The organism is Chryseobacterium sp. L12 (assembly GCF_056133985.1).
Window position 1 is genome coordinate 104,139 of the sequence record NZ_JBVYOF010000001.1, and the last position, 20,728, is coordinate 124,866.

Below are 20,728 nucleotides of genomic sequence, written 5' to 3' on the forward strand. Positions count from 1 at the left end.
CCTTTAAATGTTTTATCTTTGCACTTCTAAAATTTAATCATGAATAAAAACATAAAAATCATAGTGGCTGCGCTTCTTATTTTAGGCGGTCTTTACATGATGTTTTATACCAGAAGTTTGGGATGGGGAATTGTTGTTTTTCTTCTTTCTGCTTTGCCAATTTTCTTATTTTTCAAAAATGAAAATATCTTGCTTGCTTTCTGGCAATTGAGAAAACAGAATATGGTAAAGGCTTCCAAATTTTTAGGTAATATCAAAAATTACAGAACAGAGCTTCACAAAAACCAATATGGATATTATCATTATCTGCAAGGTTTGATTTTGGCACAGGATCATCCAACCAAAGTAGAACCTTTGATGAAAAAAGCTTTAGATTATGGTCTGAATATGAAACACGACCGTGCAATGGCTACCTTAAACCTCGCAGCGGGTGCAATTTCTAAAGGCAGGAGACAGGAAGGTCAAAAGCTTTTGGAAGAAGCTAAAAGATTGGATTCTGCAGGAATGATGGCTGATCAGATCAAAATGCTGAAAGATCAGCTGAAAATGCCGACCATGCAAAAGCATATGCATAATCCCAATATGAGAAACAGAGGAAAATTCTTTTAATATTTTAGGAATAAAGATTAAGCACTTGAGAAATCAGGTGCTTTTTTGTTTAAATGGTGATGATTTTATTACGATATTCAATTAGGGTATTTTGTTTAAACAAATTGGTGGTAGTTTTGATAAAATTCAGTAATACTGGGGGCTTGTGCATGTATTCTGTAAAAATCTAATTTATTTGATTTTTAAATTTACAATATAGCCTATGAAATAGCTTGGTTCTCTCTCGTTGTCAATTGTGGTTCATAATATTTACATTTCTGAGTTTTGTTCGTATCCGTAAAATTTAGGCATTTGCCAATGGTATTTTACAGCCAGAGTTCTTACTGAAACAATAAGAAGAATAGTGAAAATCTGGATGAATGTATAAGAAAGATTGGTGAAACTGGTAAGGAGCAAAAAAACTGATCCGCCAATAATACATGCACTTGCATAGATTTCTTTCCTGAAAATTAAAGGAATTCGATTGAGCAGAATATCCCGGATGATTCCGCCAAAACAGCCTGTAATTGTTCCTAAAGCAATACAAATTAATGGATGAATTTCTGCATTGAGCCCTTTCTGAACGCCAATAATGGTAAATAAACCTAATCCGAAACTGTCGAAAATAAATAAGGTTACTTTAAAATTCTTTTCGATGGATTTGAAAACCATTGCGAAAATGCTTGTTGCCAGAATCAATCCACACATCAATAAATCATGCATCCAAAAGACAGGAATGCCAAGCAGTAAATCTCTTACCGTTCCTCCACCCACTGAAGTCACAAAAGCAATAATCAGAACTCCGAAAGGATCTAATCTTTTCTGCATCGCAGCAAAACTTCCCGACATCGAAAAAGAGATCGTTCCAAGAATTTCTATAATAAGGCTGAAGTTTTCGTGCATTTATGATTGGTGCTGATAAAGACTCAAGTTAAATTTTGTATATTTTGATCTTACCTATTATTTATTTTCAATTCTCACCGCTTCAGGAACCAAAAGTTCATATTCTCCTTTATGATTGATGATTTCTCTTACGATGCTGCTGCTGATAAAAGATTTTCCTGATGAAGTTAAAAGAAAAACGGTTTCCAGCTTTTTGTGAGCCAGAGTCCTGTTGGTATGAGCAATAGCTTTCTCAAATTCAAAATCGGCAGGGTTTCTGAGTCCGCGGATGATGTACTGTGCATTTTTTTCAAAACAATAATCAACAGTGAGTGCTTCAAAAAAATCGACTTCCACATTTGGAAATTCCGCTACAGAATTCCGGATAAATTCCATTCTTTTTTCAAGAGGAAACATATATTTCTTCTGAGAGTTCTGCCCGATAGCAATGATTAATTTATCAAAAAGAGGTGCTGCTCTTTCAATGATGTCGTAATGTCCTAATGTAATTGGGTCAAAAGATCCCGGGAAAACGGCAATTTTCATGCGTAAGAATTTTGTTTTTTTATTTTTGAATTCATCATTAGGTTTTTTAAGAAAAGTTAGTTTTGCATAACTTCTAACTTCTAACTTCTAACTTCTAACTTTATCTAAAGCCTTCTCAACTTCATTCCCACAAAGATCTTTAATAGAAATTCCGTAATGTTTTGCCTGTTGCGGAAGAATGCTTGCCGGAGAAAATCCAGGATTGGTATTCATTTCCAGCATATATGGAATTCCGTCCATCAGAATAAATTCGCTTCGGGAAAATCCGCTCATTCCGAGAGAGTTGTAAGCTCTTTTTGCAATTTCTTCCACACGGATTCTGGTTGCGTCGTTTATTCTTGCTGGGGTAATTTCTTCTGAAGCCCCTTCATATTTAGCCTCGTAATCAAAAAACTCGTTTTTAGGAACAATCTCAGTAATTCCGAGTACGATAGTTTCCCCTTTAAAGTCTATAACTCCCACCGAAACTTCCATTCCGTTGAGGAAACTTTCAATTAAAATCTCATCATCTTCTTTAAAAGCAAGCTCTGTAGCAGCAATTAATTCAGATTTTTCTTTCACTTTAGAAATTCCCAGAGAAGAACCGGATTGGTTGGGTTTAACGAAAACAGGAAGCCCCAGATTTTCTATAATCTCATCCGTTTTAATTTCTTCACCTTTTCTCAGGTAAACACTTTTCGCAGAAGGAATTCCGTATTTTGAAAGTACGGCTAATGTATCTTTTTTATTAAATGTTAAAGCGCTCTGATAAAAGTCACAACCGGTATATTTTTGTCCGATAGCGTCCCAATACGCCTGAAGGACACCGTTTTCTCCCGGAGTTCCGTGGATGATATTGAAGCAGACATCAAATTTTAGATTTCCGTTATCTGTATTTACAGAAAAATCTCCTTTGTTGATGGTTTTTTTCTCGTTGTTTTCATTTAAATAATACCATTCGTCTTTCAGGATAATTACTTTATAAACATCGTAAAGATCACGATCAAGCGACTCGTATATCAATTGTCCGCTTTTTAGAGAAACTTTATATTCATCAGAATAACCGCCCATAACCACGGCGACTTGCTTTTTGCTCATATATAATTGTCAATAAAGGCAAAATTAAACAATTTATGTGTGCAAATACACAAGTTTTCAATTTTAAAATGTAAACTGACCGGTTAAAAAATTAAATGGCTTACTCAAAAAATGATGATTTTATATAAGATTGCTCATTTTCTATTATTGTTTGTTTTGCAGAAGAATCAGGTCTCTGTCCGGAATTCTTTTTCAAGAATGAAATCAGTTTTGACGATTAAATTAAAACATCAATAAATTTCTTTCCTGCTTTGTTCATTTTTAGTAAATTTGTCAACCTTTAAATTTTAAAAAATTAAATACTAAAAATAATATGAATCTTCACGAGTATCAATCAAAAGAGATTTTATCAAAGTATGGAGTAGCTATCCAACGTGGTTTCGTTGCAAACAACGTAGATGAAGCTGTAGCAGCTGCTGAAAAACTAACTGCCGAAACCGGAGCTCAGGGATGGGTAGTAAAGGCTCAGATCCATGCAGGTGGACGTGGAAAAGGAGGCGGTGTAAAGTTTTCTCCAAACATGGATAAACTTAAAGAAAACGCTCAGAACATCATCGGAATGCAGTTGGTAACTCCACAAACTTCTGCTGAAGGTAAAAAAGTAAATTCTGTTTTGGTTGCAGAAGATGTATATTATCCGGGGGAAACTGAAACTAAAGAATTTTATGTTTCTATTCTTTTAGACAGAGCTGAAGGTAAAAACGTAATCGTGTATTCTACTGAGGGTGGGATGGATATTGAGCATGTTGCTGAAGTAACTCCTCATTTGATCCATAATGAATTAATTGATCCTGCAATCGGTCTTCAAGGTTTCCAGGCTAGAAAAATTGCTTTCAATTTAGGTCTTGAAGGAAATGCTTTCAAAGAATTTACGAAGTTTATTTCTAATCTTTATGCAGCTTATACAGGAATTGATGCTTCTCTTTTTGAGATCAACCCTGTTTTGAAGACTTCTGATAATAAAATTATTGCTGTAGATGCTAAAGTAACTTTAGATGACAACTCATTGTTCCGTCACAAAGATTTAGCTGAATTGAGAGATACAAGAGAAGAAGATCCTATGGATGTAGAAGCTGGTGAAGCAGGTCTTAACTTCGTGAAACTAGACGGTAATGTTGCTTGTATGGTAAACGGAGCAGGTCTTGCAATGGCTACTATGGATATCATCAAATTATCAGGTGGTAATCCTGCAAACTTCCTTGATGTAGGTGGTACAGCAGATGCTCAGAGAGTTCAGACTGCTTTCGGGATTATCTTGAGAGATCCAAACGTAAAAGCAATCTTGATTAATATCTTCGGAGGTATCGTAAGATGCGACAGAGTTGCGCAAGGTGTTGTAGATGCTTACAAAGCAATGGGAAGTCTTCCTGTTCCTTTGATCGTGAGATTGCAGGGAACGAATGCTGTTGAAGCTAAAAAATTAATTGATGAGTCTGGTCTTCCGGTTCACTCTGCAATTACTTTGGAAGAAGCTGCAAATAAAGTAAAAGAAGTTTTAGCTTAAGACTAAGATTTTTTCAGATAAAACAAAACCGTTTCATTTTTGAAGCGGTTTTTTTGTAATAACTCATAAAGTAATGAAAGCCGTTTTCTGAAGTAAAATTGTTATTACCGTCCACACTCATTAAAAATGCTTATTTTTGCAAAAATTTCGGAGTAGTATCCGGAATTAAATTTTTTAAAACTTCCCTATGGAATTGATACACAGAAACCTTGCAATCGGTATTCACGATGCTTTACAGGAAACTTTTTTCGAAAAAAACAAATACGCAGATAAAGTTATTGAAAGACTTTTAAAAGCCCACAAAAAATGGGGCAGCCAAGACAGAGCCGTTGTATCTGAGATTTTCTACAATATTATCCGCTGGAAAAAGCGTCTGGAATATTATATGGGAGAAGGCGTAAAGCCGAACAATGTTTATAAACTGATGCTCGCATATCTTCTTTGGAGCAAAACCAATTATAAAAAGTTTGAAGAATTTGACGGAATAAAAATCGCAGATATTCTTACAAAACTGAAGAAAGGAACAGTTCCTACCAAAGCTATTGAACATTCTATCCCCGAATGGCTTGCTGAAACTCTGGAAAAAGAGCTGGGCTCAAGATGGGAAAGAGAAATGCAGGCTCTTAATGAGCAGGCTCCTACAGTTTTAAGAGCAAATTCTCTGAAAACGACCACAAAAGAGCTGATTTCTGATCTTGCTGATGAAAATGTAGTGTCTTATCCGGTGAGAAACTATCCCGATGCGGTACAGCTGGAAGAGAAAAAAAATGTTTTTCTTACTACCGCTTTCAAAGAAGGTTTGTTTGAAGTGCAGGATGCGTCTTCACAAAAAATCGCTTACTTTTTGGATGTGAAAGAAGGACAGCGTGTCGTGGATGCATGTGCAGGAGCGGGCGGGAAAACACTTCATTTAGCAGCTTTGATGGGCAATAAAGGACAGATTATCGCTTTAGATATCTTCGAATGGAAGCTTGCCGAGCTTAAACGCCGGGCAAAAAGAGCAGGAGCCCACAATATTGAGACAAGAGTTATTACAGACAATAAAGTAATTAAACGTCTTCATGAGAAAGCAGACCGTCTTTTGATTGATGCGCCTTGTTCAGGATTGGGTGTTTTAAAAAGAAATCCCGACAGCAAGTGGAAAATAGATCAGGATTTTATCGACAGAATAAAAAAAGAACAGCAGCAGATTATTCAGGATTATTCTAAAATGCTGAAAGTAGGCGGAAAAATGGTCTATGCAACATGTTCCGTTCTTCCTTCTGAAAATAACGAACAGGTAACAGAATTCATCAAAAATAATCCGAATTTTAAGCTCATAAAAGACGAAAAAGTAATGCCGAGTGAAGGTTACGATGGTTTTTATATGGCTTTAATTGAGAGAATGTCTTAATTGTTTCAATAAAATATCAAAAATGCAAACTACTTTATCCTGTATGAAGTAGTTTTTTATTTCATAAAACAAGAACAATTCATCATCAGCAGAATTTTTGTTGCAGTAATTCGTTTCAATAAAAACTTCAATATAAAATTATTATTTATCTTTGCCTTAATATTAAAGTATTTTAAAGTATGCTTAAATCACTTTTCAACTGGAAAGTTTTACTTAATTTAGTTCTTGCTGTAGGCGTTTTTATAGGATTGGTTTATCTTACTTTCCGTTGGCTGGAGCACCATACCAATCATGGGCAGGAAGTTCCTGTGCCGAATGTGATCAATAAATCAGTACATGATGCTGTAAAGATATTAGAGGATGCAGGACTTGATTATGAAGTTGACAGTGCAGCTTATAATCCCAAATACAGACCGCTTCAGGTTTTGAAAGTTTATCCTTCGCCCGGCTCACGTGTAAAAGACGGAAGAGCAATTCAGCTCATGGTAAATCCTAAAAGCTGGGCTCCGGTCGCAATTCCGGATGTAATTAATAAATATTCAGGTTTAGCTTTTCAAAGGCTGGAACAGGTAGGGCTGAAAGTTTCTGATACTATCTATGAGCCGAGCATTCAGAAAGATGCTGTTCTTAGAATTTTATTTAAAGGAAATCCGATAAAACCGGGAACCAAAATTCCGAGATTCTCTTTGGTGGATGTTGTAGTAGGTTCCGGTCCTTTGCGAAATATTTCTGTACCGAATGTTGTAGGTTTAACTGTAAAAGAGGCAAAAATGGTTATTGCAAGAAATCTTTTTGAATTGGGATCAGTTAATCATGAAGATGGAGGTAATGATGATTCGGATATTGTATATTATCAGGATCCTGCTTCAGGAGATATTCGTGATCAGGGAATGCAGATTGATCTTTGGGCGAGTAAGAAAATTCCTGCTGAATTACGTAGTAAAATTGAAGAGCTTAATTCTATGTATCGAATGAAAATAGATACCACTTTGCCGCCAATCAGGTACGAGGAAGTACCGTATGTTGATGAACCGGTGATTACAGAACCTGCTCCTGCTCCCGTAGTTCCTCAAAGGAAAGAAGTTCCTAAACAGGATCCGGCAAAATCTGGAACATCTGCTGCAAAAGCTTCCACAGATAAACCTAAAGCTGCAACTACACCAGCTTCACAACCACAGGATAAGCCAAAAGCTAAAAAAGTAATTAATTAATATAATTAAAATATAATAATGGCTTCAACTGTAATAATGTTGAAGCTTTTTATATAAGGAAAGTAATGACAGACGATAACGAAGATTTTTTGGACGAAGAATTTTTAGATTCTCATGCAACGGATATTGATGATGAAAACAAAGGTCTCTACGAGCACTTTAACATCACAGCCGATAATAAACAGGAGCCTCTGAGAATTGATAAATATCTTCTTATTTTCAGGCAGAATTCTTCACGGAATAAGATTTCCCAAACTTGTCGTGCCGGAAATGTAGTAGTCAACGGTGTTCCTGTAAAGCAAAACTACAGAGTAAAGCCGGGCGATAAAATTTCTGTTTTGCTTGCTCATCCTCCACGTCAGAATGTCATTATTCCACAGGATATTCCCATTAATATTGTATATGAAGATGATGATTTAATTGTTGTAGACAAAGATGCAGGAATGGTGGTGCATCCCGGATTTGGAAATTGGGACGGAACACTGGTAAATGCATTGGCTTTTCATTTTCAGAAAAAAGGTGAAAAATCTGACCTTGACAGAGTAGGATTGGTTCACAGAATTGATAAAGATACTTCCGGGCTTTTGGTGATTGCGAAGAATGAATACGCTTTAAGCTTTCTAGCCAAACAGTTTTTTGAAAGAAAAACCCGAAGATTATACTGGGCTTTTGTCTGGGGAAATGTACAGGATGATGAAGGTACAATTACAGGACATATAGGCAGACATCCGAAGAACCGCATGCAGATGCACACTTACGTTGACGGAAGCCAAGGTAAACACGCAGTTACCCATTACAAAGTCCTAGAACGTTTCAGGTATATGACATGGGTAGAGTGCAAGCTTGAAACGGGTAGAACGCATCAGATCAGGGCGCATTTTAAGCACATTGGTCATACTTTGTTCAATGATGAGAGATATGAAGGAAATATCGCTTTGAGAGGAGTTAATCTTCCAAAATACAAACAATTTATAAAGAATGTTTTTGAAATTTTACCAAGACATGCTTTGCACGCTCATACTCTCGGTTTTATACACCCCACAACTAAAAAGGAATTGTATTTTGAGAGTCCGATGCCGAAAGATATGGCGGATGCCGTAAAAAAATGGAGAAATTATTTAGAAAACTAAAAATATATTGAGAATTTTTTTATATTTGTTGAATTGAAATCAAGATTTGTTATGAGAAAACTATATGCTATCGTATGTTTAGCTCTTTTGTCGAATGCATACAAAGCACAAGAATCATTACCATACTATCAGCAATATCTTTTGGATGGTGAGTTCCTGTTCAACCCTGCACAATACGGTAAAACGGACTATGTACAGCTTAATCTAAACTATCAACAGCAATTTTCAAAATTCAGCGAATCTCCAAACGTACAGTCTGTGGGGATCAACGCTAATATTTTTGACAGAGTTGGAGCGGGTATTTCCGTTTTTAGAGACAGCAATGGTCCTATTTCTGCGGGTGGTATCACAGCAGGAGCATCTTACTTTATTCCGCTAAGCAGTGAAGGAGAGAGAAAAGATCAGTTTTCTTTTGGTACGAGTGTTAATTTTTACAATATGAATTTTGATTATTCTAAAATTAATACAGAAGACGGTTTTGACCCTTTGTTACAAGGTAACGAGAGCAACATCTTTATGGTATATGCCAACTTTGGTTTAGCTGCTACGTACAGAGGAATCTTCGGAGGCGTATCAGTAAATGATATTGCTTTGAGTAACGACGAATCTATTGTAAATAATTATGAGCCTTCTCCAATCAAATTCTTTTTAAATTTAGGATACGACTGGAAGCTTGCAGACAATATTGCACTTACGCCTTCTGTTTTGGTTAATTTGAATACCAACTCTACAAGAATGACAGATTTCAACCTGATGGCAACTTTTTCAAATGACATCAATGCATTCTCTATCGGAGCAAGTTACAGAGCTGTTCAAAACAGATTTGATAATCAGCAGTTGAGTATTTCACCAATTGTAAAAGTTAGATTCAACAAATTTATGGTGGGAGCTACTTATAACCTTGGAATGTCTGACATCCAGACTTATGGAGGAAACAGCTTTATGATCGGACTTGGTTATAACTTCGATAACTTTATCAACCATAGAGGATTTAGATACTAATATCAATTTAATTTGAATAAATTTGAGCTCTGAATTTTTTTCGGAGCTTTTTTTATGATTTACATTCACATTCCCTTTTGCAAACAGAAATGCAGCTACTGCAATTTCCATTTTTCAACATCTTTACAGTTTAAAGATGAAATGATTGCTGCGATAAAGAATGAAATAAGGCTTCGAAAAGATGAACTCCAAAACAAAAGTTTGAAGTCACTGTATTTTGGAGGTGGAACACCTTCAATTCTTTCAGCTAATGAAATTAATTCTTTAATTGATGAAATTTTAAAATATTTCAGCTTTGATAAAGACATAGAGGTAACATTGGAAGCAAATCCGGATGATTTAGACAAAAACTTCTTAAAAGCACTATCAGGATCACCTGTAAACCGTCTGTCTATAGGGACACAAAGTTTTTTTGAAGAAGATCTCAAGCTTATGAACCGCGCACATGACGCTTCACAAGCAGAAAGTTCAATCAAAAGAGCTCAGGATTTCGGATTTGAAAATTTAAGTATTGATTTGATCTACGGTTCGCCAACTTCCAACTTAGAAATTTGGAAGCAAAATTTAAGTAAAACCATTGCCCTTGAAATTCCTCATATTTCTTCTTATGCTCTAACTGTAGAACCCAAAACAGCTTTGGAAAACTGGGTAGCAAAAGGGAAAGTTGCTACTCCAAAAGAAGAAGAACAGAACCATGAATTTTATTATATGAAAGACTTTCTGAGAGAAAATGGTTTTGAGCATTATGAAATTTCCAACTTTGCCAAACCTGGTTTTCATTCAAAACATAATTCTGCGTATTGGAAGTATCAGGAATACCTCGGCATTGGTCCTTCAGCGCATTCATATAACGGAAATGACGTTCGAAGCTGGAATGTAGCTAATAATCAGCAATATATTAAGAAGCTGAATTCCGGGTTACTGGCTGCAGAAACGGAAATTCTTTCTCAGAAAGATCAGTTTAACGAAATGATCATGATTGGTGTCAGAACAATTTGGGGAGTAAATATCAATCATTTGAAACAGAAATTTTCTGATGATATATTATATCATTTTCATAAAGAAATTCAAGATAAATTAGCAGAAGAAATTCTGAAAATTGAAGATGATCATCTTAAAATTCCTGAAAAGCATTGGTTTATGGCAGACGGAATTGCTTCTGATTTGTTTATTGTTTAGTCTTAAATCTTGAAACCCCGATCTGGAAAACGGTATTTGAAAAACTTGTGATATCCATCTTCCTGCATCCAACAAATTGTTTATTTTTGTATAAAATTTCAGTTCAGTTTTGAAAAATAAAAAGCCGGATTATTCGCATCTCTCCCCTGATCAGCCTATCGGAATTTTCGACAGCGGTGTGGGAGGGCTTACTGTAGCCAAAGAGATCAAAAGATTGCTGCCCAATGAGAATCTTATCTACTTTGGCGATACCAAACACCTTCCTTATGGTGAGAAGTCAAAAGAAGCGATTATTGGGTACTCTACAAAAATTTCAAACTTCCTTTTAGAACAAAATTGCAAAGCGATTGTTATTGCCTGTAATACAGCTACAGCAAATGCTTTAAATGAAGTAATGGATTCTGTACAGGGAAAAGTTCCCGTGATCGACGTAATCAATCCGGTTGCTGAAAAAGTTTCGTACGAAATTCACAATAACGTAGGGGTAATTGCTACCAAAGCAACTGTAAATTCCGGACTTTACAAAAAATCAATACGGAAACACAACAAATTTATCAAAGTTGATGAACTGGCAACGCCGCTTTTGGTTCCTGCTATTGAGGAAGGGTTTAAAAATCATCCCATCACTCATTCAATTATTTATAATTATCTCAGCAATAGCAAGCTGAAAAATATTGAAACTTTAATTTTAGGATGTACACATTATCCTTTATTGATAGATGAAATCAAGCAGTATTACGGCAATCGTGTGCGCGTTATAGATTCTCCTAATATTGTTGCCAATCAGCTGAAGATTATTTTAGATAAATATCATTTGCTGAACGAAAACAATTCCAGACCAACTTATCAGTTTTATCTTTCAGATATCACCAAAAATTTTGAAAAAATTTCTAAGAAGTTCTTTGGGAAAACAATAGATTTGGAACTTCGGGTTCTATAAATAATAAAAGACTCATTTCAGAGTCTTTTTGCTTTATTCAGGTTGAATGTCTGTGCTTTCTTCCTGGTTTGGTTCATAGAAGCTGAAGCTCACATTACCGTATTTTCTTGTAGACTTAAAATTCGGATGATCCAGTTTTAATCTGCTTTGGTGTTCTACAATCAGAATTCCGTTCGTTTTCAGGTATTTATTATTCAAGACTAAGGAAATTAATTCCTGATATTTCTTTTCATCCGTTTCAAAAGGAGCATCCGCAAAAACAATCTCATAGGATTTCTTATGACGGAATTTTTTGAGCCAGTCGTAAACATCGCCACGCTGCGTATTGATTTGCAAACTCATATCCAACTCTGAAGCAGTTGAATTTATAAAAGCAGTGTGTTTGGGATTCATTTCCACAGAAGTCACGTCCTGACAGCCTCTTGAAGCAAATTCAAGACTTATTGAACCAATTCCTGCAAATAAATCAAGCACAGAAATCGACTGCATATCGTATGTATTTTCCAAAATACTGAATAGAGCTTCTTTCGCAAAATCCGTCGTAGGTCTTACGTCAAAATGTTTTGGGGCGGCTATTTTTTTAGCTTTCCATCTGCCGGAAATGATTCTGTACATAGTTTATTTTTGTAAATAATAATTACCTTTCAATATTTTCATCGTACTTCATAATAAATGTCTTTATTTTTTCCTCATCCAACTTACAATTATTTAAAACTTTACTTTCTAATAATTTTTCAATAAGTAACTTTTTGCCAAAAATATAGGACTGTGATGTAAGTGTAAGACTTTGATCTAAAAATGTAATTTTATTATATAATGAACCATATCTTGAGTTATGAACAAATTTCAAGAAAATTATCTCATTTCCATTTAAATCAATAAAAGATACGTTATTAGAATCTCCAGTAATTTTTAAACACTCTTTTGCATCTAAATATACAATATCCTTTTTAATTGTTACTTTTTGAGAAAATATAAGTATACCTAGTGTAAGGAATAATAAAGATAAAAGTTTTGTATTCATAAAATGATTAAGTATTTATAATAAAGTTTTTATTCGGAATATTATCAAAAACAATCTTTATATTCTTCACAAACTTCTGAAGCTCTGAGATAAATGTTTCATTTTCCGTAGTCTCACCATACACATAAAATTGAGTCTCATTGATTCCGAAGCCGATTTTGCTTAATGTAAACATCACAAAATAAAGAAAATCTACTTCCGAATTTACATCCAGATTGTTGTATAAAATCACTTTCTTGCTATCAATGGCAAAAAACTCACACTGATTATGATAAAGATTGATATGAATTTCCTTTTTATTCTTATGATGAATAGAATTTAAAAACTTTTCTCCCGAAAAATTAAACTTCACAGGGATTGAAAGATCTTTAATTTTATGATAAAAATCTTTGGGAAAAGTATAATAAAACTGAACTTTGAACTTTTTATTCACAGAAAGCATCAGTTCTTCATTTTCCTTATCAACGGGAGCGTTGTATGCAATCAGGTCATATCCGGATTCATGGTCGTTAAAACCTTCAGGCATCAATGTAAAATGATTCAGTGCAGAAATGACGGAAATCTCATCATATCTCTGTTTTAGTAAAACCTCTTCCAGTTTACCGGAAATAAAATTTTCGGGAGATTCTTCGTTGACGAAAAAAGATTTTTCCTCCAGAATGCTTTTATTTTTAGCAATCTGGTAAATCAATCCGTCTTTTGTAAAAAGTAAATGTAGTACGTTCATATTGCAATTGATGCAAATTTAGTGAAATTCTACCATTATTGCCCCCGATTGATGATGCAGAATCTCTTTATTGTAAAAATCCAGACTGGTCTGGCTTTCAAGAACGTCCCACACCATTTTCTGCAAGACACCGTCACCGATTCCGTGTACAATTTCCAGTCTTTTCAAATGATTTTTCCGGCAGAAATTAATGGTTTCAATTAATTTTTCTTTCTGAATGAAAAGTCTCTCAAAACTGTCATAATCATTGGGGTTTTTAACCAGATTATGGAAGTGCAGATCAAGAATTAATGGATTTTTGTCATGCTTTTTAGAAATCACTTTTCTTGGTTCAGCTTTTCTTACGACTTCTATGTTTTCGTAGATAGAAGCATTTTTCGGCACCAGCTTTTCTTTCGGATATTGATAGGTGAAACCATATTCGTCTTTAAAAGTCACGATATTTCCATTCACGGAAGTAATGATTCCGCTCAAATCTTCATCCAATACAGATATTTGATCTCCAATTCTCACACGATAATTTTTTAGAAGCCGGGAACCTGCTTTCCGCTCATACTCCTCACTCCAAGCTTTTTCCTTCGCTTGTTGCGGGGTAACCGCTGCAATCAGGGCTAATTTTATCCTGACAAATTATATTACATCAATAATTATTTAAACCTTCATTCCGAGTTCAATAATAGCCAGATCTTTTATTTCTTCGCCGTCAATCACAAACTGCATCATGGTTCTCATTTTATGCCATCCCTGTTTTCCACAAGCTCCGGGATTGAGATGCATTAATTTGTTTTTATCATCATACATTGCCTTTAAAATATGAGAATGTCCGGAAATAAATAATCTTGGGGCACTTTCCGATAGTTCTTTTTGGGCTAAAGGAGAATATTTTCCTGGGTAACCGCCGATGTGAATCATCATTACTTCCGTATTTTCACACATAAATCGGTTCACTTCAGGAAATTCCGAACGGATTTTTGCGCCGTCAATATTTCCGTAAACACCTCTTAAAGGTTTTATTTTCTCAAGCTGCTCAATGATTTCAAAACTGCCAAAATCGCCGCAATGCCATATTTCATCAGCTTGCTGGGCGTATTCTAAAATTCTGTCATCAATATAAGAATGAGAATCGGAAAGGAGAAGAATTTTGGTCATTTTCAATTTTTTATACAGCAAAAGTTACATAAGATAATGGATAGTATTTCAAAAGATTACAAGATCGTTCACATAGGTTTTTTGGGAACTTTGGAACCTTTAACAAATAAAATCTTTTTTGTTTCTTTTGCGGTTTAAACAAGTCACAAATTTACTCAATAATCCCGAATTGATTAACTTTGGAAAAATTAAAAATAATGAAGCAAAATTTCTCTTTCTTCTTTCTTCTTGTATCTCTTATTTGTTTTGGGCAGATCGAAGAAAAAAAACTGGACGAACTCATTCAAAATACAATAAAAACATTTGATGTTCCGGGAATGTCGGTTGGTGTCATCAAAGATGGCAAAATTATATATTCCAAAGGTTTCGGAGTTCGTTCTTTAACAACCAGACAGCCGATGGATGATAATACTCTGGTGGGAATTGCTTCTAATTCAAAAGCTTTTACCTGTGTTGCTCTGGCAATTCTGGCTGATGAAGGGAAGTTGAATTGGGATGATAAAGTTTCAAAATATATTCCTGAATTTCAGATGTATGATCCGTATGTTTCACAAAATGTTACCATCAAAGATTTGGTTACTCATAGAGCAGGATTGGGTCTGGGACAGGGAGATCTCATGTTTTTTCCGGAAGGCGGAAGTTTAACGGTAAATGATATTGTACATAATGTGAGATATTTGAAGCCTGAGAATCCTTTCAGAACGACTTTAGATTACAACAATATCATGTTTATCGTTGCCGGAGAAGTAATTACCAGAATTTCCGGATTAAGCTGGGCTGATTTTATTGAGCAAAAAATTATGAAACCTGTCGGAATGACATCAAGTTTCGGAAGTTACAACAGAGCAAAATCAGTTACCAACAAAATTGATGCGCATGCTCCGGTAGACGGAAAAGCGATTGCTGTTCCGCACGACTGGAACGAAACAGCCAATGCAGCAGGAGGGATTATGAGCAACATCAAAGACATGACGACATGGGCAGAATGTCTTCTGAATAATTTTACAACAAAAGACGGAAAGAAACTGGTTTCCGATAAAAATATTCAGCAGCTGTGGAGCCTGCAGATTCCGAGTGGAGTTGCAATGAAAAATCCTTATGACACAAGTTTCTACGGATACGGTTTGGGCTGGTTTCTAAGTGATGTAAAAGGTCATAAGCAAATTCAGCATACAGGCGGACTGATCGGAACCGTAACGCAGTTTACCCTGATTCCGGATATGAAATTGGGAATTGTTGTTTTAACCAATCAACAGTCGGGTGCAGCATTCAACACGATTACAAATACAGTGAAAGATTCTTATCTGAACATTGCCGACAGAAACTGGCTGAAAACTTACAGCGAAAGAATGAAAAAACTGGAGGAAGAATTTAATAAGCAGAAGAAAGAAGCATTTGCCAAATCTGAAGCATTCAGAAAAGAGAAGCATCTTCATCCAAAACCTGAACAGTTTACAGGAACTTATAACGACCAATGGTTCGGAGATGTTGAAATTTCTCAAACGGGAAATACTTACAGGATTTTTTGTAAAAACTCACCAAGATTAAAAGGTGAAATGCTGCCTTATTCAAACAACACGTTCATCATCAAATGGGATGACAGAAGTTATGATGCCGATGCTTATCTGATTTTTAACTATAATGAAAATGGTAAAGCCGAATCAGCAAAAATGAAAGCGATTTCTGATGTTACAGATTTCAGTTTTGATTTTGATGATCTGGATCTGAAAAGGAAGTAGTTTTTTTGTAATATTTATCAATAGAAAACGGACTTGTAGTCCGTTTTTTATTTGTATAAATTGGCTTAAATTTAGTCTTAGAATAGAAAATATTTAACCACCCCGTCAAAAATTCTGTCGAATTTTCGCCACCCCTCCAAAGGAAGGGAATTTTTTCTTTAAACTTTTATCTTCCCGGGTTCGTAGAAAAAAAGAAGTTTCTTTTTTGCTCCGTCAAACTGTGACCAGGAGTCACATTCAATCTCAAAACCGGCAACTCCGCAGGTAGGAAAATGAAAAATATCTTCAGAAATAGAATTGGCAAAATTAGAAATTCCGTTATTGTGAGAGAATAAAGCAACAGAATTCAGGCTGTCATCAAGATCATAAATTACAGACAAAAAATTACTTTCAGATGGATGATAAAGCTTGTCATTGGTGGTTAATTCCAGATGATAAGTCTGATTAAAAATTTTACACGTATTTAAAGCTCTTACAGCAGGACTGGAAATTAAATAATCTATATCAATATTGTTGGTCTTTAGGAATTTAGACATTTTCAAAGCATCCTGCAAACCTTTATCAGCCAAAGGTCTGTCAAAATCATCAGTTTCTTCCGGCCAGTCACTTTTTGCATGTCTTACGAGTATAAGTTTTTTCATATATAGTTTTTTATTGTTTATTTGCCATGTATTTTGCTGTATTCTATGGTGCTAATGACTCAAATAGGATTATGACAGTTTCATAGCATTGATTTTGAGGAACATAAAATTAAAGAAAAATTAATTAAAAAAAATATGATTTCACAAAAAAAACTGTGTAATAAATAAAATCAGTAAATTTTATTAAATTTGCAGACTTATGGGACAAATCCTTGCGATTGATTACGGAAAAGCCCGTTGCGGCATTGCAGCAACAGATGATTTGCAGATTATTGCAAGCGGACTTGATACCGTAGAAACCAAATTCTTAATGGAATTTTTTACGGAATATCTCAGTAAAAATAAAGTAGAAACTCTCGTAGTAGGACTTCCTGTAGATTTGAAAGGTCAGCTATCTGAAGTAGAAAAGGATATTTTAAGTTTCATTGAAAAATTTAAAACAGAATATCCTCATATTGAAGTAGAAAGATTCGATGAGCGCTTCACTTCAAAAATGGCATCATTTTTTATATCCCAAAGCGGAAAAAGTAAAAAGCAGCGACAACAGAAAGGTTTGATAGATAAAGTAAGCGCAACAATTATATTGCAGAATTTTTTAGAACAGAAAACAAGATGATTTTACCAATAAGAGCTTTTGGAGATCCGGTTTTAAGGAAAACAGGAAAAGAAATAGATAAAAATTACCCTGACCTTCAGGAGCTGATTGATAATATGTTTGAAACCATGTACAGTGCCAACGGAATTGGTCTGGCTGCGCCGCAGATTGGTTTGGATATCAGATTATTCATCGTAGATGTAACTCCTTTGGCAGAAGATGAAGATTATGAAGATATTGCAGATGAGCTGAAGGAATTCAGAAAAGTTTTCATCAATGCAAAAATTCTTGAAGAATCCGGGGAAGAATGGAAGTTTAATGAAGGCTGCCTTTCCATTCCGGATGTGCGGGAAGATATCAAAAGAAAAAGTACAATTCTGATCGAATATTTTGATGAAAATTTTGTGAAGCATACAGAAACTTTTTCCGATATTAGAGCCCGCGTAATTCAGCATGAATATGATCACATAGAAGGTACGCTTTTTACAGATCATCTGAGTGCCCTCAAAAAGAAGCTTGTAAAGGGTAAGCTTACAAAAATTACGCAGGGAGATGTCTCTATCAATTATAAAATGAGATTCCCAAAATAGATATATAACTAAGTAAATTATAAAATAGAAAGCCGAAAGCTTTTGTTGAAATTAAAAAATAAAAAAAAATTATGCTGTTAGAAAAAATAATTTCAATTTCCGGAAAACCAGGACTTTACAAGTTGGTTTCGCAATTGAGAAACGGATTTATTATTGAAGATGTTACTTCAAAAAAGAAAGTAAGCATCGGTAACTCCAGTCAGGTAAGTCTTTTGGATAATATTGCCATGTTTACATTCGACAAAGAAGTGCCTTTGTTTGAAGTTTTTGAAAATATTGCGAAAAATACCGATTACAAAGAAACTATTTCTCATAAAGCATCAGAAGCAGAGCTTACTGAGTTTATGTCGGTTTCTCTTCCTAATTATGATACGGAAAGAGTGTATACATCAGATATTAAAAAACTCGCTCAATGGTATAATATTCTTCACAAAGCAGGATATATCACTCCTGAAAGCTTTGTAAAAGCAGAACCTGAAACTACAGACGGAGAAAAAGCTGAAGAAGTAAGTCTTGATCAGGAAGCTCCGAAGAAGGCCGCTCCAAAAGCTGAAAAACCTGCAGCTCCAAAAGTAAAAGCAAGTACAGGAGCAAAAGCAGCTGCAAAAAGCACACATAGAAAAATGGGATAATTTATTTATCTTTAACTAATATAAGCCTCGTCAGAAATGATGAGGTTTTTTGTTTGAGGGGTTACCGATTATTTTTAATAAATACGATTTAAAATCTTTTCTGTCTCTGCTAAGTGCAACGGCTTTGCGAGCTTAAAATAGGTAATAATAAAAATCTTGTTGACTTTGCGTTAAATTTAGGATTATCAATAAAAAATATTTAATTTTTAACATAAGTTTTAAGTCCTGAAGTTTTGTTCTTTGTTTGACTTCGTTGAATCTTTTATTTCACGTCAAAAGCACTTTCACAAAGATTTCCCGTAAATTTGCAATACTTTGAATTCTCAATTTATGAATACCAAACAGGAAAAACTGGAAGCTTTCGGAAGATTATTGGACATTATGGACGATCTGCGTGAAAAATGTCCGTGGGATCAGAAACAGACGCTGGAATCGCTTCGTCATTTAACACTGGAGGAAACCTACGAGCTTTCGGATGCCATTTTGCAGAATGATCTGCAGGAAATAAAAAAGGAGTTGGGAGATGTACTGCTTCATCTGGTTTTTTATGCTAAAATAGGCTCTGAGAAAGGAAGTTTCGATATTGCGGATGTCATTAATTCTTTAAATGAGAAATTAATTTTCCGCCATCCTCATATTTACGGGGACACAGAAGTGAAAGACGAAGAAGAGGTAAAACAGAACTGGGAAAAACTAAAACTGAAAGAAGGAAACAAGTCCATTTTGGGCGGCGTACCGAAAAATCTGCCGAGTCTGGTAAAAGCCTACAGAATTCAGGATAAAGTGAAAGGAATAGGTTTTGAATTTCATGATGCGGAAGATGCGTGGAAAAAAGTAGATGAAGAGATTCAGGAGTTTCATGCAGAAACAGATTTGGATAAAAAAGAACAGGAATTGGGTGATGTATTTTTCTCATTAATCAATTATGCCCGAATTTCGGGAATCAACCCCGATTCTGCACTCGAAAGAACCAATCTTAAATTCATTTCAAGGTTTCAGAAGATGGAAACCTTAGCTTTGGAACAGGATCTGAAACTTGCCGATCTTTCTTTGGAAGAAATGGATGTTTTGTGGGAAAAAGCTAAACGTCTACAATAAATGAAAGTACAGAACCCCACACAGAACAGATTTCAGTATTTATTGGAGTTCAAACAAACGGAAAGGAAATGGCATTTTCCTTTTCTTGCTGCGCTTTGCATCGGGAGCTGTCTTTTTATAGGATACTTTTCAGGAAAACCCAATTACGGTGCGCTTTCAAGTTTAGGAGCTTTAACGATTTTATATTTTACTTCAGCTCCGATCACGCAGAGGATGATTCATCTCGCCATCTGTGCTTTCGGAATTGTTTTCTCTTTTACGGTAAGTTCTTTTTTCGGGTTTAATATTTATTTTGCAGCTTTATCGGTCGGAATTATTTCTTTTCTGGCACATTTCATTTCCTCTTATTTTAAAATCCCGCCGCCGGGAAACTTTTTCTTCATCATGGTCGCCGCAATGGCGAGTACATATAAATTTAATCTTGAAATGATTCCCACAAGAGTCGGACTGGTTGCAATTGGAGCTATATTATCGTGTTCTTTTGCCTTTCTGTACTCGGTTTTCATAGAGAAAAGCAAAGTGGTAACAGTTCCGAGAAGAAGCTTTAACAAACGAAGGTATACAAAATTTGTTGAAAGTACGATCATCGGATTTTTTATGGCTCTTACTTTGGTTATCGGTCATCTTTTGGAATTTAAAAACACTTACTGGATTTCCATTGCAACGGTTGCCATCATTCAGGGAAGGAATTTTGAGCATGTCCGACAAAGAAATATGCACAGGATTCTAGGAACATTCATAGGAATTGGTTTTGTATGGCTGATTCTTTTGTTTAATCCCGAAAAGCTTGAAATAATTTTTATGATTACGGTTTTACAGTTCATTATTGAATTGCTGATTGTAAGAAATTATGGCTTTGCGGTAATTTTTATTACTCCTTTAACCATTCTTTTGGCAGAAACTGCAAGTGAAACTTATCATGATGTGGAAACGTTAATGACGGCAAGACTCATTGATACCGTTATTGGAAGCCTTATTGGCTTAGCGGCAGGATTTTTCCTGCATCATCAGCAGATTATTAATAACTTAGAGAAAAATATCAGATTCTCTTATTTTCAGTTTAAAAAATTAAAAAAATAGA

The 20,728-nt window shown here is 35.1% G+C and carries 23 protein-coding genes; 14 read left to right on the forward strand and 9 right to left on the reverse strand.

From position 1 onward, the window contains the following. The first annotated feature begins 39 nt into the window (after positions 1 to 39). Positions 40 to 609, forward strand: coding sequence for a DUF2892 domain-containing protein (locus tag AC0NBN_RS00505; RefSeq protein WP_143884810.1), 570 nt, complete (start codon positions 40 to 42; stop codon positions 607 to 609). A gap of 249 nt (positions 610 to 858) precedes the next feature. Here the strand turns inward: AC0NBN_RS00505 and AC0NBN_RS00510 are convergent, their stop codons facing one another. From AC0NBN_RS00510 to AC0NBN_RS00520, 3 genes are all read right to left on the reverse strand, one after another. After that, positions 859 to 1,491 carry a trimeric intracellular cation channel family protein gene (locus AC0NBN_RS00510; protein ID WP_143884809.1) on the reverse strand — a complete coding sequence of 211 codons (633 nt, stop codon included), beginning with the start codon at positions 1,489 to 1,491 and terminating at the stop codon, positions 859 to 861. A 57-nt stretch (positions 1,492 to 1,548) separates the two neighbouring features. Further along, on the reverse strand, positions 1,549 to 2,016 hold the full coding sequence (gene coaD / locus AC0NBN_RS00515; protein WP_143884808.1) for a pantetheine-phosphate adenylyltransferase: 468 nt from the start codon (positions 2,014 to 2,016) through the stop codon (positions 1,549 to 1,551). 87 nt (positions 2,017 to 2,103) lie between these two features. Continuing rightward, positions 2,104 to 3,093, reverse strand: coding sequence for a D-alanine--D-alanine ligase (locus AC0NBN_RS00520; protein WP_160812446.1), 990 nt, complete (start codon positions 3,091 to 3,093; stop codon positions 2,104 to 2,106). 313 nt (positions 3,094 to 3,406) lie between these two features. On the opposite strand from AC0NBN_RS00520, the gene sucC reads away from it, so the two are divergent. The 7 genes from sucC to murI all read left to right on the forward strand — a co-directional run bounded on the left by sucC (position 3,407) and on the right by murI (position 11,452). Next, entirely contained in the window at positions 3,407 to 4,597 is a 1,191-nt protein-coding gene (gene sucC, locus AC0NBN_RS00525) for an ADP-forming succinate--CoA ligase subunit beta (protein ID WP_089745341.1), read from the forward strand. 187 nt (positions 4,598 to 4,784) lie between these two features. After that, complete coding sequence (locus AC0NBN_RS00530) at positions 4,785 to 5,990, forward strand: RsmB/NOP family class I SAM-dependent RNA methyltransferase (protein ID WP_160812445.1); 1,206 nt, start codon at positions 4,785 to 4,787, stop codon at positions 5,988 to 5,990. 179 nt (positions 5,991 to 6,169) lie between these two features. After that, positions 6,170 to 7,201, forward strand: a complete 1,032-nt coding sequence (locus AC0NBN_RS00535) for a PASTA domain-containing protein (protein WP_160812444.1) — start codon at positions 6,170 to 6,172, stop codon at positions 7,199 to 7,201. Positions 7,202 to 7,266: 65 nt separating this feature from the next. Then, positions 7,267 to 8,331 carry an RluA family pseudouridine synthase gene (locus AC0NBN_RS00540; RefSeq protein ID WP_160812443.1) on the forward strand — a complete coding sequence of 355 codons (1,065 nt, stop codon included), beginning with the start codon at positions 7,267 to 7,269 and terminating at the stop codon, positions 8,329 to 8,331. A gap of 51 nt (positions 8,332 to 8,382) precedes the next feature. Beyond that, entirely contained in the window at positions 8,383 to 9,333 is a 951-nt protein-coding gene (locus AC0NBN_RS00545; RefSeq protein WP_143884803.1) for a PorP/SprF family type IX secretion system membrane protein, read from the forward strand. 54 nt (positions 9,334 to 9,387) lie between these two features. Beyond that, positions 9,388 to 10,512, forward strand: coding sequence for a radical SAM family heme chaperone HemW (gene hemW / locus AC0NBN_RS00550; RefSeq protein ID WP_160812442.1), 1,125 nt, complete (start codon positions 9,388 to 9,390; stop codon positions 10,510 to 10,512). Between the two features lie 109 nt (positions 10,513 to 10,621). After that, complete coding sequence (murI, locus tag AC0NBN_RS00555; RefSeq protein ID WP_160812441.1) at positions 10,622 to 11,452, forward strand: glutamate racemase; 831 nt, start codon at positions 10,622 to 10,624, stop codon at positions 11,450 to 11,452. Between the two features lie 33 nt (positions 11,453 to 11,485). Here murI and AC0NBN_RS00560 read toward each other — a convergent pair whose 3' ends face one another. The 5 genes from AC0NBN_RS00560 to AC0NBN_RS00580 all read right to left on the reverse strand — a co-directional run bounded on the left by AC0NBN_RS00560 (position 11,486) and on the right by AC0NBN_RS00580 (position 14,352). After that, positions 11,486 to 12,067, reverse strand: a complete 582-nt coding sequence (locus tag AC0NBN_RS00560; RefSeq protein ID WP_160812440.1) for an RsmD family RNA methyltransferase — start codon at positions 12,065 to 12,067, stop codon at positions 11,486 to 11,488. Between the two features lie 22 nt (positions 12,068 to 12,089). Next, positions 12,090 to 12,476 (reverse strand): hypothetical protein, encoded by a 387-nt coding sequence (locus tag AC0NBN_RS00565; protein ID WP_160812439.1) that lies wholly within the window; start codon positions 12,474 to 12,476, stop codon positions 12,090 to 12,092. Between the two features lie 7 nt (positions 12,477 to 12,483). Continuing rightward, the gene (locus tag AC0NBN_RS00570; protein ID WP_160812438.1) at positions 12,484 to 13,203 is read right to left on the reverse strand and encodes a DUF3822 family protein; all 720 of its coding nucleotides are present in this window, start codon (positions 13,201 to 13,203) and stop codon (positions 12,484 to 12,486) included. 18 nt (positions 13,204 to 13,221) lie between these two features. Continuing rightward, complete coding sequence (locus tag AC0NBN_RS00575; protein WP_144283532.1) at positions 13,222 to 13,716, reverse strand: Smr/MutS family protein; 495 nt, start codon at positions 13,714 to 13,716, stop codon at positions 13,222 to 13,224. 138 nt (positions 13,717 to 13,854) lie between these two features. Beyond that, positions 13,855 to 14,352 carry a metallophosphoesterase family protein gene (locus AC0NBN_RS00580; RefSeq protein ID WP_160812437.1) on the reverse strand — a complete coding sequence of 166 codons (498 nt, stop codon included), beginning with the start codon at positions 14,350 to 14,352 and terminating at the stop codon, positions 13,855 to 13,857. 197 nt (positions 14,353 to 14,549) lie between these two features. Between AC0NBN_RS00580 and AC0NBN_RS00585 the strand changes: the two genes are divergently transcribed. Further along, on the forward strand, positions 14,550 to 16,091 hold the full coding sequence (locus tag AC0NBN_RS00585; protein ID WP_160812436.1) for a serine hydrolase: 1,542 nt from the start codon (positions 14,550 to 14,552) through the stop codon (positions 16,089 to 16,091). 158 nt (positions 16,092 to 16,249) lie between these two features. Here the strand turns inward: AC0NBN_RS00585 and AC0NBN_RS00590 are convergent, their stop codons facing one another. Further along, positions 16,250 to 16,732 (reverse strand): SixA phosphatase family protein, encoded by a 483-nt coding sequence (locus AC0NBN_RS00590; RefSeq protein ID WP_143884795.1) that lies wholly within the window; start codon positions 16,730 to 16,732, stop codon positions 16,250 to 16,252. A gap of 199 nt (positions 16,733 to 16,931) precedes the next feature. Here AC0NBN_RS00590 and ruvX point away from each other — a divergent pair, with 199 nt between their 5' ends. The 5 genes from ruvX (at position 16,932) to AC0NBN_RS00615 (ending at position 20,727) form a co-directional block, all read left to right on the forward strand. Continuing rightward, positions 16,932 to 17,348, forward strand: a complete 417-nt coding sequence (gene ruvX / locus AC0NBN_RS00595) for a Holliday junction resolvase RuvX (RefSeq protein ID WP_160812435.1) — start codon at positions 16,932 to 16,934, stop codon at positions 17,346 to 17,348. Further along, positions 17,345 to 17,917: a peptide deformylase gene (def, locus tag AC0NBN_RS00600; RefSeq protein ID WP_160812434.1), complete on the forward strand. Its 573-nt coding sequence runs from the start codon at positions 17,345 to 17,347 to the stop codon at positions 17,915 to 17,917. The genes ruvX and def overlap by 4 nt, the downstream gene beginning before the upstream one ends. A gap of 71 nt (positions 17,918 to 17,988) precedes the next feature. Beyond that, positions 17,989 to 18,549 (forward strand): DUF5606 family protein, encoded by a 561-nt coding sequence (locus AC0NBN_RS00605; RefSeq protein WP_160812433.1) that lies wholly within the window; start codon positions 17,989 to 17,991, stop codon positions 18,547 to 18,549. A gap of 330 nt (positions 18,550 to 18,879) precedes the next feature. Further along, positions 18,880 to 19,647 (forward strand): nucleoside triphosphate pyrophosphohydrolase, encoded by a 768-nt coding sequence (mazG, locus tag AC0NBN_RS00610; RefSeq protein ID WP_160812432.1) that lies wholly within the window; start codon positions 18,880 to 18,882, stop codon positions 19,645 to 19,647. After that, positions 19,648 to 20,727 carry an FUSC family protein gene (locus tag AC0NBN_RS00615; protein WP_160812431.1) on the forward strand — a complete coding sequence of 360 codons (1,080 nt, stop codon included), beginning with the start codon at positions 19,648 to 19,650 and terminating at the stop codon, positions 20,725 to 20,727. Position 20,728: the final 1 nt, after the last annotated feature.

Coding starts and splice junctions, on each gene's coding strand:
- AC0NBN_RS00530 (WP_160812445.1), top strand. CDS start 4,785: ATGGAATTGATACACAGAAACCTTGCAATCGGTATTCACGATGCTTTA.
- hemW (WP_160812442.1), top strand. CDS start 9,388: ATGATTTACATTCACATTCCCTTTTGCAAACAGAAATGCAGCTACTGC.
- mazG (WP_160812432.1), top strand. CDS start 18,880: ATGAATACCAAACAGGAAAAACTGGAAGCTTTCGGAAGATTATTGGAC.
- AC0NBN_RS00570 (WP_160812438.1), bottom strand. CDS start 13,203: ATGAACGTACTACATTTACTTTTTACAAAAGACGGATTGATTTACCAG.
- AC0NBN_RS00560 (WP_160812440.1), bottom strand. CDS start 12,067: ATGTACAGAATCATTTCCGGCAGATGGAAAGCTAAAAAAATAGCCGCC.
- ruvX (WP_160812435.1), top strand. CDS start 16,932: ATGGGACAAATCCTTGCGATTGATTACGGAAAAGCCCGTTGCGGCATT.
- AC0NBN_RS00585 (WP_160812436.1), top strand. CDS start 14,550: ATGAAGCAAAATTTCTCTTTCTTCTTTCTTCTTGTATCTCTTATTTGT.
- AC0NBN_RS00505 (WP_143884810.1), top strand. CDS start 40: ATGAATAAAAACATAAAAATCATAGTGGCTGCGCTTCTTATTTTAGGC.
- AC0NBN_RS00535 (WP_160812444.1), top strand. CDS start 6,170: ATGCTTAAATCACTTTTCAACTGGAAAGTTTTACTTAATTTAGTTCTT.
- AC0NBN_RS00590 (WP_143884795.1), bottom strand. CDS start 16,732: ATGAAAAAACTTATACTCGTAAGACATGCAAAAAGTGACTGGCCGGAA.
- AC0NBN_RS00520 (WP_160812446.1), bottom strand. CDS start 3,093: ATGAGCAAAAAGCAAGTCGCCGTGGTTATGGGCGGTTATTCTGATGAA.
- sucC (WP_089745341.1), top strand. CDS start 3,407: ATGAATCTTCACGAGTATCAATCAAAAGAGATTTTATCAAAGTATGGA.
- def (WP_160812434.1), top strand. CDS start 17,345: ATGATTTTACCAATAAGAGCTTTTGGAGATCCGGTTTTAAGGAAAACA.
- AC0NBN_RS00615 (WP_160812431.1), top strand. CDS start 19,648: ATGAAAGTACAGAACCCCACACAGAACAGATTTCAGTATTTATTGGAG.
- AC0NBN_RS00580 (WP_160812437.1), bottom strand. CDS start 14,352: ATGACCAAAATTCTTCTCCTTTCCGATTCTCATTCTTATATTGATGAC.
- AC0NBN_RS00510 (WP_143884809.1), bottom strand. CDS start 1,491: ATGCACGAAAACTTCAGCCTTATTATAGAAATTCTTGGAACGATCTCT.
- AC0NBN_RS00545 (WP_143884803.1), top strand. CDS start 8,383: ATGAGAAAACTATATGCTATCGTATGTTTAGCTCTTTTGTCGAATGCA.
- coaD (WP_143884808.1), bottom strand. CDS start 2,016: ATGAAAATTGCCGTTTTCCCGGGATCTTTTGACCCAATTACATTAGGA.
- AC0NBN_RS00540 (WP_160812443.1), top strand. CDS start 7,267: ATGACAGACGATAACGAAGATTTTTTGGACGAAGAATTTTTAGATTCT.
- AC0NBN_RS00605 (WP_160812433.1), top strand. CDS start 17,989: ATGCTGTTAGAAAAAATAATTTCAATTTCCGGAAAACCAGGACTTTAC.
- AC0NBN_RS00565 (WP_160812439.1), bottom strand. CDS start 12,476: ATGAATACAAAACTTTTATCTTTATTATTCCTTACACTAGGTATACTT.